Annotated in this window: 9 protein-coding genes and 1 pseudogene; 8 read left to right on the top strand and 2 right to left on the bottom strand. The window is 57.5% G+C overall.

From position 1 onward, the window contains the following. Positions 1-206 precede the first annotated feature (206 nt). The 8 genes from ACK59L_RS12205 to ACK59L_RS12170 all read left to right on the top strand — a co-directional run bounded on the left by ACK59L_RS12205 (position 207) and on the right by ACK59L_RS12170 (position 9882). Positions 207-2144 (top strand): flavin monoamine oxidase family protein, encoded by a 1938-nt coding sequence (locus ACK59L_RS12205; protein WP_409273853.1) that lies wholly within the window; start codon positions 207-209, stop codon positions 2142-2144. A 147-nt stretch (positions 2145-2291) separates the two neighbouring features. Beyond that, the gene (locus tag ACK59L_RS12200; RefSeq protein WP_409273851.1) at positions 2292-3188 is read left to right on the top strand and encodes a nitrilase family protein; all 897 of its coding nucleotides are present in this window, start codon (positions 2292-2294) and stop codon (positions 3186-3188) included. Between the two features lie 9 nt (positions 3189-3197). Further along, entirely contained in the window at positions 3198-4349 is a 1152-nt protein-coding gene (locus ACK59L_RS12195; RefSeq protein ID WP_409273849.1) for a hypothetical protein, read from the top strand. Then, positions 4346-5332, top strand: a complete 987-nt coding sequence (locus ACK59L_RS12190) for an asparaginase (RefSeq protein ID WP_409273847.1) — start codon at positions 4346-4348, stop codon at positions 5330-5332. The genes ACK59L_RS12195 and ACK59L_RS12190 overlap by 4 nt, the downstream gene beginning before the upstream one ends. A gap of 95 nt (positions 5333-5427) precedes the next feature. Further along, positions 5428-5979, top strand: a complete 552-nt coding sequence (locus tag ACK59L_RS12185; protein WP_409273845.1) for a UPF0149 family protein — start codon at positions 5428-5430, stop codon at positions 5977-5979. A 254-nt stretch (positions 5980-6233) separates the two neighbouring features. Continuing rightward, complete coding sequence (locus tag ACK59L_RS12180; protein ID WP_058638535.1) at positions 6234-6863, top strand: glutathione S-transferase family protein; 630 nt, start codon at positions 6234-6236, stop codon at positions 6861-6863. A 26-nt stretch (positions 6864-6889) separates the two neighbouring features. Next, positions 6890-8914: a pyridoxamine 5'-phosphate oxidase family protein gene (locus ACK59L_RS12175; protein WP_409273842.1), complete on the top strand. Its 2025-nt coding sequence runs from the start codon at positions 6890-6892 to the stop codon at positions 8912-8914. A gap of 71 nt (positions 8915-8985) precedes the next feature. After that, positions 8986-9882 carry a LysR family transcriptional regulator gene (locus tag ACK59L_RS12170; protein ID WP_167339917.1) on the top strand — a complete coding sequence of 299 codons (897 nt, stop codon included), beginning with the start codon at positions 8986-8988 and terminating at the stop codon, positions 9880-9882. A gap of 349 nt (positions 9883-10231) precedes the next feature. Here ACK59L_RS12170 and ACK59L_RS12165 read toward each other — a convergent pair whose 3' ends face one another. After that, complete coding sequence (locus tag ACK59L_RS12165) at positions 10232-10894, bottom strand: hypothetical protein (RefSeq protein WP_409273840.1); 663 nt, start codon at positions 10892-10894, stop codon at positions 10232-10234. A 2-nt stretch (positions 10895-10896) separates the two neighbouring features. Then, positions 10897-11574 (bottom strand): annotated as a pseudogene (locus ACK59L_RS12160) (RHS repeat domain-containing protein); the annotation flags it as partial. Between the last annotated feature and the right edge of the window lie 219 nt (positions 11575-11793).

The raw sequence follows: 11793 nt of genomic DNA, 5'->3' as shown, positions 1-11793 counted from the left end.
TTGCATTGATATATTTTGATGCTCTGACTAACTCCCTTTCCATCTGGACGACCCTACAACTGCAGATGAGTGTAGCCGCCGTTGTGAACATACAGACGCATCATGCCGGCTTCGCTAACCTATGAGCAGGATGCTGTATTTAGTTAACGCCGCATGGCTGAGCAGAACGATCATCCTCCGCTCTCTAACAAGGAGAGTGTCCAGCAATGACTATCGGCTCAACACATAATCATCCTGCAGATCTAGATATAGACCCATCTCTCAGTATTGAACCATGGGCGGCACGTTTTCCTAATCCGCCTGATCTCTGCTTTGACTATCGTCGCTTAGTTGAGCAGCAGGGTGGCGTGGCTCAAGCAACTCAATCGACATATCGCATTTGTATCGTTGGCGGCGGTGTTACCGGGCTGACTGCAGCACGCGAGTTGCTTCGCTGTGGTTTTGAACGAGTGACTGTGATTGAGCAGTCCGATCGTGTAGGTGGCCGCCATCTGACGATTGCCAATCGCGCTAGTGATCGTAAGGCACAGAATACGCCGTTTGAAATGGGCGCTATGCGTATGCCATTTTTCAACAGAACGGGCGAGCCCCCTCAACAAGGACGCTCCCTTCTGGCTTACTACGCCAGTCTATTCGAGTTGCGTCTATCTCCTTTTCCAAACCCTGGGACGCCTTGGGTTAATGCAACCGGAATCTATTTGCGAGATGGCCAACTCGATGCAGAAGATGACCCTAAGCTTCTGATTTGGAAAAACCCCGAAGGGGCATCGCCTCCACCGGGAATCATGCTTCAGCGGGTCTTCGGTAAATGGCAACGATTTGCTCAGCGCTTCGCCGCTCATATCGCTTCGATCTACGGAACACGCGAGTGGCCTGAGGCATGGTCTGCAATCGTTGAGCGCTACCATCAGATGTCTTTCAGAGATCTTGTTAAGCTGCCTGAGGTGAACACATGGGATCCCGCAATTCCAGGTGACTTCGGCGGGTTGGGCATGAGTCCCGATGAGTCCGCCATTTTCTATTCCATCGGTATAGGCGATGGCAGTTGGGGTGCCTTCTACGATGTATGCTGCTTGTACCCGCTGCGTACAGCACTATTTGGGTTCAGTAGCCATCTACAGTTGGTACACGGCCGCGTGGATGGGCAGGGTGAACCCTACGCGGCACCGTATCTTGGAGTAGAGAAAGTGCCGGACAGCAAGGGCATAGGTTTTCAAGGTCCGTGCTACATCGGTTTGGCTGCCTTAGATGAGAGCCTAATGTTCATGAGCATCGCTGAACGAGGCATATCACTTTATGAGCATCTCGTTCAGCGGCCGGATGGGTTACTGACCGACAGCTCCGTTTTCTCACTACGGAAGTTAGAGAGTGGTCGTATTCAAGTTGGGTACAAATGGCTACGCAGCGACCCCGAAACGAGCAAATTGGTGTACGAGGACTACGATGCTGTCATCTTGACTACTCCTTCCTGGCTCATCGAAACCAATATGAACCTAAGCGGCTTCACTCAGGATATGCTGCCTCAAAGGATTATAGATGCCTGGAAACATGCTCATTGGGAGACGAGCTGTAAGGTTTATGCCCCGTTGAAAAAGAGCTTTCTAAGCAGCCAATCATCTATTCCTCAAATTCTGGTGACCGATAGTTTTGTACATGATGTATACGCCTATCGCTACAATGAACACTATCCTGACGATTGTATTCTGCTTAGTTACACATGGGAGGACGATGCGACGAAGCTGGCATCGTTTTCTGACAATGAACTGGTTGATAAGTGCCTGTCCGAGCTAGATCGTATCCTTCTGCGCTGCTCTAACGTGGCCCACCCTATTTCGCCCTACATTGATCGTCAAAACGTTCAAGTTCAGCGTTGGATAACAGACAGTAACGCGCTCGGTTGTGCCAAACTATACCGGGCCGGCACCTACTATGACGCCGTTGGTTTGATGAAGTACAATCGCGATATCAGTGTTCATTCTGGATTATATTTGGCAGGTGAATCATTCTCTGTAGATGCTGGCTGGACGGAGCCCTGCCTGCGTACAGCCCTGGATGCAGTTATTAATATTTGCGATCGCACATCAGCTGTATTCAACGGTGGATTCACTCTCAATTACTACCCTCACTATCAGGTAGAGAGTTAAAACGGCGCGAAGAAGTAGTGCCGCGAAAAATCCTACACAACCACCATCCTGATCCTACAGCCTAGTAGGAATTACCTGGCTTTAAACGCTAGATCAAACACCGCTCTACTGGCCTCCTTCGAAAATAATCACAAGAAGGAGGCTGTCATGCCAGATACCCGCACGTCCATAAGCCCTGTGCGCATTGCTGTAGTTCAATCCGACCCTCAGGTCGGCCTTGAACACCGCAGCGCTAACCTTACTAAAACACTAGCGTTTGCTCGTAAAGCGATCAGAGCCGGAGCGAACATAATCGTGCTACCGGAGCTCGCTAGTACCGGATACACCTTCAATTCCCGCGCTGAGGCCTACGCCCATGCGGAGACGCTGCGAGACGGGTCCAGTGTTGCTGCATGGGCGGAGGTAGCCAGGGACTACAACGTGTATGTGGTAGCTGGTTTCGTCGAACAGGAGGGGATGAAACTATACAACAGCGCGGTTCTACTGGGACCTGACGGATTACTGGGTCATTATCGAAAAACGCATTTGTGGAATCAGGAAAAGTTATGGTTCACTCCCGGTGATCTCGGGCTTCCAGTATTCGAGACGCCGCTTGGACGGATAGGTTTGCTGATTTGCTGGGATATCTGGTTTCCGGAAGTGCCGCGCGTCATGGCTGCTCAGGGCGTAGACCTTATCTGCAGCCTCAATAATTGGGTCTGGACACCGCCGCCTCTCTTCGATGCATCAGACCGCTGTATGGCCAATTACCTGACCATGACAGCTGCGCACGTGAATAATATCTACATCGCTGCGGCCAATCGTGTCGGAAGCGAACGCGGAGGGCGATTCCTAGGTTGCTCGATGATTGTCGGAACCCATGGCTGGCCGATTGGTGAAGTAGCAAGCCCGGAAGAGCAGACCATTCTCTACGCTGACATTGACCTGAGCAGCGCACGCTCCGCGCCAATTTGGAGCAGTCTTAACGATCTCCCGCGTGACCGGCGGACCGACTTGTACGACGAAACGCTTGGTTATCGTTTACACGCAGCTATGCCCAGGTGAGGAGAAGACATGAACCCTGTTCAACTCATGCATTCTCAGCGCGCGGCGCTCTCTGTACTTGTCGGGCTATCGGTACTTTTGGCTACAGCACTGGTAGCGAACCAGTGGCTCGATTACGGCCAGCTGACTGCAACCCTCGAACAACCACTCAGCCGACTGCGATGGATAGCGGGTGATATCAGCGAAGTCGTATTTTACAAGCACGAACTGCCGGCGCTTGGCTTGCTGATTGGTGCATGCCTCGCGCACTGGGCAGGTCTGCGTGGTTATCGCTGGCAGGGCTTTGCCATTTGCTATGGAAGTGGACTGTGGCCTTGGGTGTTTGTCAGTTCATTGTTTGGCTTGTTGTTGAGCCATCTACTGTGGGGGTGGACGCTCACCGCCGGCATCTGGCAACCCACTTTCGTTGCCTTTGTATCTCTGCCGGCAGCAATGGTGCTTCTGTATGGGGGCGGCTGGCAGGTAGCAATCAGTGGAGCAGTTCTCGGTGCCGTGCTTGTGACGCCGGCGAGCCTGTTGATGGTCAATTACATATGCTATCCACTGGATTTACCGCCTGTTGTAGGTAACGTGAGTGGTATGGCCGTGGCGAGTATCCTGGCATTCATCCTGTGCAAGCGATTTCCTTTACTCGTACGGTCTGTGCCACTGCCGGCTCCCCGTACACAGGCCCGCCAACCTGACTACGGAATACTATGGGTGATGCGCCGCGTACTTGCAGACTTCACCGAAGCCCCCTTTTTTGGTAACGAACTGGCTAGCCTTGGGCTACTGCTGGGCGTTGGTGCAGCTTACGTACTTGCGCCTGGGGCGCCTGTATACGGGTCCATGCTTCTGGTGCCTATCATCGCGGGTCAAGCATTGGCCTCGCTTATAGGAGTGATATCCTGGCGAGGAGAGTGGCGAGTGCGAGGCTGGTATCCCACCTACATCCCAATCGTATCGATCGTGCCGGCGGCTGTCCTTGTACACGGTGGCAGTTGGCAGGTGGTAGTCGCCAGTTCAGTCTTGGGGGCCCTCACCACACCCCCTTTGGCTGTCGCAATTACCCAGCGACTGCCAGCATACGTGCATGGCTACGTTGGCAACGTTGCGTCCATGGCCATTGGCGTTCTAACAATTGTGCCACTTGTCGGGCTGATTGCAGGGGGTGGACTATGACTGCGCAGAAAAAATTACCCACGCTTGCGATTGCCAGCCTAGGCGGCACTGTCAGTATGAAAAGTGATTCGCTGGTACGTGGTGTCAAACCTGCGCTTGGTTGCGAGATGCAAGTGGCGCAAGTGCCTGAGTTGCGAACCATGGCCTTGCTTATTGTAGAGACGTTGGCGCTTCTGCCAAGTGCCTCGTTGAGTTTTTCATCCTTGCTCGAGGTCTTTGCGTGGGCTAAATCACAGATAGAAGCCGGTGCTGTAGCGATTGTAATGACCCAAGGCACCGATAGTCTGGAGGAGACGGCATATTTTCTTGACCTGATTTGGCCATTTGATGCGCCAGTGGTCATGACAGGGGCAATGCGATCTGCCAGCCAGCCTGGTCATGATGGACCTGCCAACCTTCTTGCTGCAGCACAGGTTGCCCTGGCCGATGACAGTCGCGGCCGCGGTGTGTTGGTGGTGATGGGGGATCAGGTTCATGCCGCGTCTCGAGTCCGTAAGACAGCAAGCTTATCCGCATCGGCCTTCAATTCCCCTGGGTACGGCCCGCTGGGGGTGTTGATTGAGGGGGCTGTGCTCTACCATCATGACATCAAGCGAACCGAAGCATTGCCGTTACCTATTCGTGATGATCACAGGGTTGCGTTGCTTGAATCATGTCTAGGTGCTGATGTAGACCTTCTGCTGGCCGTTAAGGAGCTTAAATACGAAGGATTGGTAATCGCCGGCTTCGGCGCGGGTCATGTATCCGAGAGCTGGTCAGCAGCCTTGGGACGTATCGCACCCATGCTGCCGGTAATTGTTGCCACCCGCACCGGAAGTGGTTCAACGGCGCGAGGATCTTATGGATTTGTCGGGGGTGAGATCGACCTGCAAGCAAAAGGCATCCACATGGCAGGCCGACTTTGTCCGCGCAAGTGTCGGATCCTTCTATGGCTCTTGTGCGCAAGTAACAACCAGCATCGTCTGGAAAGCTGGTTAGAGTGAATCCAGCGTCGGCCATACAATGATTGAGTGGGTCTCTCTAACGAAGGGCTATGTTAGTGTACCCACTACGTCTCACTTGCCAGGAATATCTGTACATGCTCCCCACGCTTACCGAAAAAGAGCTCAATCGCCTTGAAGACATGTTGATCGTCTACGGCAATGACTACTCGGTCATCAATCTGGCAGAGCTCAACGGCTTCTTCACCGCCCTGGCCAGCTCACCCAATACCGTCCAGCCTATGGAATGGCTGCCAGCGGTAGCCGGCGGTCACGTTCCCAAGTTCAAGAAGCCTGCTGACGAAGAGGCCTATACGGCATTGATGTTGCGCTACGCCGGTCAGGTTGCCGAAGACCTGGAAGACGATGTTGATGGCTTCGAACCGCTTTTCGAGCAAGGCGAGGGCGATCAGGGTACCGAAGTCGTCATGGAGGAGTGGTGCTTTGGCTACATGCGCGGCACTCAAGTCGCTGGTTGGGCTGCCCTGCCTCCAGAACAGGATGCGCTGCTCAAGACTATCTCGCTACATGGGCTGGAAGATAACGTCGAGCTATTGGATCAGATGTCCGAACAGGATATCCAGCAGTGCGTGCCCCAAGTCATCGATGCCGTTCGCCAGCTCTATCGCTTCCATTCAAAGCAGCGGTAAGGCCATCAAGGCCCGCGAATTTGGTGAACTGAGCGCATTGGGGTCCGAGCAGCCATACGGTGCCACAGTTCTCCACGTTGTAGAGGCTCAGCACAGGCTCTACCTCCAATCACCTTCTGTCGCGAGCGCCACGGAGGCCCATTGTTTCGATCAGCGAAATTGAGGCTTGCTCCAGGCGCTGATTCTGCTTCTACGTCGATACATGCAGTATGGCTCCACCAGCGCTATGCCGGCGCTGACCAGGAGCCATGCCAATGTCCAATCCAATAAAGCTCTACAACTTCCCCAAGTCCGGTCACGCGCACCGCATCGAGCTCATGCTTTCTCTGCTTGCGTTGCCCACCGAACTGGTTTTCGTGGACCTGGCAGCAGGTGCGCACAAGCAACCCGAGTTCCTGGCCCTGAACCCTTTCGGTCAGGTGCCGGTGATCGATGACAACGGTACGGTGATCGCTGATTCCAACGCCATCCTGGTGTACCTGGCCAAGAAATACGACAACGGTGCATGGCTGCCCGAAGATCCAGTGGCAGCGGCTGCTGTGCAACGCTGGTTATCGGTAGCGGCCGGCCCGCTGGCCTTCGGTCCGGCCGCCGCACGGCTGGTAACCGTATTCGGCGCGGCATTCAATACCGACGAGGTCATTGCTCGCGCCCATGCGCTGCTCAAGGTGATCGATACCGAGTTGGCCAAAAGACCGTTCCTGGCAGGCCATACGCCAACCATCGCCGATATCGCCAACTACTCGTACATCGCCCACGCACCTGAAGGCAATGTCTCGCTGGAGCCCTACGCCAATGTGCGCGACTGGCTGATGCGCATCGAAGCGTTGCCCGGCTTCGTGGCCATGCCACGTACTCAGATCGGGCTGCAGAACAACGCCTGACACCTTGCCGCCCGGAGGACGTCGCCATGCAGCACACACTCGGCCATCGCCCATCGCCTTGGCACCCAGGCGAGAAAACCCTGCAGGAAAAGGTGGGTGTTGCAGCGCGCATGGAGGCGGTGGGGCATAAGGTCATTCGCGACTACATGCCCGATCAGCACCGCACCTTCTACCACCAGCTGCCGTTCATTGTTGCCGCCAGCGTGGACTCGCAGGGCCGTCCATGGGCGACCTTACTGGAGGGACCGGAAGGTTTCATCCGCTCGCCCCATCCACGTGAGCTGATAATCGATACCCAACCGCCAGCCGACGATCCGGCGACGCCAGGGCTGGCCGACGGGCAGGCAGTCGGTCTGCTGGGTATCGAACTGCACACCCGTCGGCGAAATCGCCTCAACGGCCACATCCAACAGGCCACCCAGGGGCAGTTGCACGTGACCGTGGCTCAGTCATTCGGCAACTGCCCGCAATACATCCAACGGCGCGACTACACCCGGGTTGCGCAACTGCCCCAGGGGCGCGTCGATTCCACAGCGCTGGATACCGACGCCGTCAGCCTGATCCAGGCAGCCGATACCTTCTTCGTCGCCAGTTATGTCGAGCACGCCGACGGCCAGCGAGCGGTGGACGTCTCCCACCGTGGTGGACGACCCGGCTTCGTCAGGGTTGAAGGCAGCCTCCTGACCATCCCCGATTACGCCGGGAACCTGCACTTCAATACCCTGGGCAACCTGCTGGCAAACCCCCGGGCTGGGCTATTGTTCATCGACTTCAGCAACGGCAACGTGCTGCAACTGTATGGGCGTGCCGAGCTGGTGCTGGACAGCCCCGACACTTCCCTGTTCGAAGGCGCCGAGCGTCTATGGACGCTGGAAGTCGAGCAGGTGGTACGGCGTCCGGGCGCAGTGGGCCTGCGTTGGGCATTCAAGGACTACGCGCCAACCACGTTGGCGACCGGCACCTGGCCCCGCCTTTCGCAACCTTCGCAACAGGCGCAATGGCAACCCTGGCGCGTGCTGCGGGTAGAGCAGGAAAGCCGTGATATCCGCTCGTTCTACCTTGAGCCACCTGGCGCTACCGCAGTGGCGTTCGCGCCAGGGCAACATGTGCCCGTGCAAATCCCGCTGGACCCGCATAAACCTCTGATCCGCACCTACAGCCTGTCCAGCGCACCCTCCGACGGCCATGTGCGTATCAGCGTCAAAGCCCAGGGGCCCGCTTCGCGATATTTGCATGAGCGCGTCGTGGCAGGCGATGTACTGCAGGTGCGCCCGCCCGTAGGCAGTTTCACGCTCGATTTGAACAGCACCCGGCCGCTGGTACTGATTGGCGCTGGCGTGGGTATCACGCCTTTGCTGGCCATGTTGCGCGAGCAGTTGAAGCAGGGGCAGGCTCGGGTCATTCATCTTTTCCAAGGTGCCCGTAGCTTGGCTGATCTGGCATTCCACAAGGAACTGGCCCACTTGCAACATCACGCCGCAGGGCTGCTGCACGTGTACCGCGCCCTGAGCCAACCCGAAGACCACGCCCAGCCAGGCCGTGATTATCAGTTTGCCGGCCGGCTGGGTATCGAGCACGTCAAAGCCACACTGACACTCGATGACTACGACTTCTACCTGTGTGGCCCAGGCAACTTCACCCAGGGCTTCTACCAGGGGCTGCGTGGCCTGCATGTGCCGGACGCGCGGATTCATGCCGAAGCGTTCGGCCCGTCAAGCCTTCGCCGCCACCTCGACGCCGGCCAGCCGACGCTGCAGCAGCCGCCTGCTGCCAGCGAGCCAGTGGCGGTGCATTTTGCAGCATCAGCTAAGCAGGCACAGTGGTCACCCTCCAGCGGCACACTGCTGGAGCTGGCCGAAGCACATGGCCTGTCGCCGGAATTCAGTTGCCGGGGTGGAACCTGCGGCACCTGCAAAACGCGGTTGCTCAGTGGCCAGGTGCATTACCCTAACCTCCCGGCCGAAATGCCGGAGAGCGGGACCGCGCTGATCTGTTGTGCGGTGCCAGCGAACATGGATGAGCCGGGGCAGGCGCTGATGCTTGATATCTGATCGGCCAGAACAGGCAGCACCAGCGCCTCGAATCAACCATAATGCCCGCATTCCCGCCCCCAGGAGCCCGCATGGACCAGATCCACCTGATGAAGGTGTTCGTCGCCGTTGGCGAACTGGAAAGCTTCGCCGCCGCTGCCCGGCGCCTGGATATCTCCCCGGCGGCCGTCACCCGTGCTGTTGTCGCCCTGGAAGAACAACTCGGGGTCAAGCTGGCGCTGCGTACTACGCGCAGTGTGCGCCTGACCGAAGCCGGCGGCCGCTACCTGGAGGACACCCGGCACATTCTTGCTAGCATCCATGAGGCCAACGAAGCCGCTGCCGGCATCAACGCCACCCCCAAGGGCGACCTGGCCGTTACTGCGCCCATCTTGTTTGGCAAGAAGTTCGTCATGCCGTGCATCGTCCGCTACCTGCAGCAGTACCCCGAGGTTGACGTCTCCGCCTACTTCCTCGACCGCATCGTGAACATGGTCGAAGAGGGCATGGATGTGGCCGTTCGTATCGGGCCCTTGCCCGACTCCGGGCTCAAAGCACTGCGGGTGGGCAGGGTCCGACGCATGCTGTGCGCCTCTCCCGAATATCTGGCGCGTCATGGCGTGCCAAAGCACCCGTCCGACCTGGCGGAGCATGCAGTGATTGGTACCACCAACCTGTCGCCGCGAGCCGGCTGGCGTTTCGGAGTAATCGGTGAACCGACCTTGGTGCGCATGAAACCCCGCTTGACTGTGACCAGCAATGACGGCGCCATCGCTGCGGCCAGCTGCGGGTTGGGCATTGCTCGCCTGCTGTCGTATCAGGTCGCGGATGAACTGGCCAGCGGGCAGCTGCAGGTGGTTCTGGCCGATTACGAAGAGGCGCCTTGGCCAATCCATATATTGCACCGGGAGAGCAAGTACGGTTCAGCCAAGGTCCGGGCCTTCATTGACATGCTGGCGCAGGCGCTGAGGGCTCGACAGCTGGACTGATTTAACTGAGCAGGGTGAATGTAAAGCAACCTGGGTGGTTCGTGCTGCAGGTCCTTGTGCAGGTTGAGCTTGCCCACCACGACTGCTTGCCGGTACGCGGGCATACGTGCGGCAAGCCAGGGTCATGCGGCAGCGAATCAATTGTAGAGGTCGGCCCGCCTTCCAGATCGAGGTAGTCGGTAATGGGCTAGGCGGCTGGGGTGTCTGGGCCGGCGCGCTTGATGCTGTCAACATCGGTACCTTCGCCCAAGTCTCCCCAAGGGGCGGCGCGTTGTCCAAGTGATGGATGTTCACGTGAATCTCCTCAGCCCTTGCCCCTCTCGGGTGATCGCCTTGAGTCAGCAGCCCTTCAGGTGAACTGAATGAAGAAGAACCCGGCGTCATCGCCTTCCTTGCCACGGCGCGCCTGCATGTCCACGAACAGGTAGCCGTTACCTTCGCCAAACAGCCCACTATGTGGCGGACTGGCTTGGGCCACGTCGGCGTCTACCAGTTGCATCATGAACATGTAGCGCGGTGGTTCGTAGATCGGATCCTGCAGCCAGCAAGGGCGACCGCTGGGCTTGCTCAGGCCGATCCCGCTGTCTTCATCCTCATGCTCCTCGTCATGCTCCTCGTCGGTCATTTCTTCGAAATCGATGAACGCTCGCTCCAGCAGCAAGGGCGGGGTGCTGGGCTCCAGTGGATGGCTGGCGAGTTCATGCAGAATGACCCGGGCAAAGCCACCGCTGAGCACGCTCTGCAGTTCAGACTGCTGATTGACCGTATAGCGACGCTGAAGTGGGCGGTTGAAGCTACCGTCCTGCTGTTGCTCGACTGCAAGAAAAACGGTGATAGCCATGCCTGGTGGGACGAACCGGGCCGGTTGGAATTGTTCGGTAAGGGTCATGATGGGAGTCATCAGCCCACCGGTTTGCGGGTTGGCCGGCCACAGGGAGAGGTCCTTGAGCAAAGGCGCACCACCGATCTGGCCGTAGCCGTGATCTTGTTGGGACAACACGATTTTCTTCATGGCTAGTAACACCCTTTGCTTTTGGCGAACGATTTGGCGTAGCGTCGGGCCGTTCTGAGTTGCTGGATTGTGACATCCCCCTGGCTGACTAACGATTGGTAGATCGCCTTGGACATCAAGCGGATTTCAAGCTTGCCGCTTTTGAGCATCTGGTTAGGCTTGAGGCCCATTGCCTTGCGTAACCGGTTCTCTGCAGCATGCACCTGATCATGGTGCTTCGGCGTCAGGGCAATCGAAGGGTTGCCGCGCAACCTGCGGTTTTTCGGTGCAATACCGGCGTCCTGCAAGAACTTGTTACGCAGAATCTCATGAGCTTCAAGGCCATCGCCTCGGTGCGCCTTGGCACCATACCCCGCGGTCTCGCCTTCCTTCAATAGACCCCATGGGTCGATCCAAGTAAACGGGTTGGGCGCATACTCGTAAAGGTTCAAACCACCGGCCAGACCAATCGGGTCAGGCTGGGTAAAGCGGCCTATCTCCGGGTCGTAGAAGCGGAACAAGTTGTAGTGCAGGCCGGTTTCGCGGTCCAGGTACTGGCCTTGGAAGCGCAGGTTCTGTTTTTCCGGCAGACGGGTAGCCTGCTGTTCATCCCAGCTTGCGCCCCAGGTCAGGTAGCGCGCCGACCACACCTCCTCGCCAGCGTCGTCGGTCAACTGCTCCGGCAGGCCGTTGATGTCATTGTGGTAATGCAGTACCTGCTGGTGAGCACCCAGGCCGTCCACCCGGGCCAGCGGTTCATGACCATCGTCCTCGTACAGGTACAATGCCTGCCGGCCATTGTGCTGCTCGCCGAGCAGGCGCAGGCCACTCCAGCTGAAGCGCGTGCGGCCGACTACCTGGCCGTCGAGCGTCGATTCGATCTTCTCGGTACGCCGGCCCATCGGGTCGTAGCGCATGTC

The organism is Pseudomonas sp. KCJK9111 (assembly GCF_046231935.1).
In the GTDB taxonomy this organism is placed as follows: domain Bacteria; phylum Pseudomonadota; class Gammaproteobacteria; order Pseudomonadales; family Pseudomonadaceae; genus Aquipseudomonas; species Aquipseudomonas parafulva_B.
This window is presented reverse-complemented; position numbering and strand designations above follow the sequence as displayed.

Excerpts from the sequence above, each read along its gene's own strand:
- ACK59L_RS12205 (WP_409273853.1), top strand. The coding sequence starts at position 207 with ATGACTATCGGCTCAACACATAATCATCCTGCAGATCTAGATATAGAC.
- ACK59L_RS12200 (WP_409273851.1), top strand. The coding sequence starts at position 2,292 with ATGCCAGATACCCGCACGTCCATAAGCCCTGTGCGCATTGCTGTAGTT.
- ACK59L_RS12195 (WP_409273849.1), top strand. The coding sequence starts at position 3,198 with ATGAACCCTGTTCAACTCATGCATTCTCAGCGCGCGGCGCTCTCTGTA.
- ACK59L_RS12190 (WP_409273847.1), top strand. The coding sequence starts at position 4,346 with ATGACTGCGCAGAAAAAATTACCCACGCTTGCGATTGCCAGCCTAGGC.
- ACK59L_RS12185 (WP_409273845.1), top strand. The coding sequence starts at position 5,428 with ATGCTCCCCACGCTTACCGAAAAAGAGCTCAATCGCCTTGAAGACATG.
- ACK59L_RS12180 (WP_058638535.1), top strand. The coding sequence starts at position 6,234 with ATGTCCAATCCAATAAAGCTCTACAACTTCCCCAAGTCCGGTCACGCG.
- ACK59L_RS12175 (WP_409273842.1), top strand. The coding sequence starts at position 6,890 with ATGCAGCACACACTCGGCCATCGCCCATCGCCTTGGCACCCAGGCGAG.
- ACK59L_RS12170 (WP_167339917.1), top strand. The coding sequence starts at position 8,986 with ATGGACCAGATCCACCTGATGAAGGTGTTCGTCGCCGTTGGCGAACTG.
- ACK59L_RS12165 (WP_409273840.1), bottom strand. The coding sequence starts at position 10,894 with ATGAAGAAAATCGTGTTGTCCCAACAAGATCACGGCTACGGCCAGATC.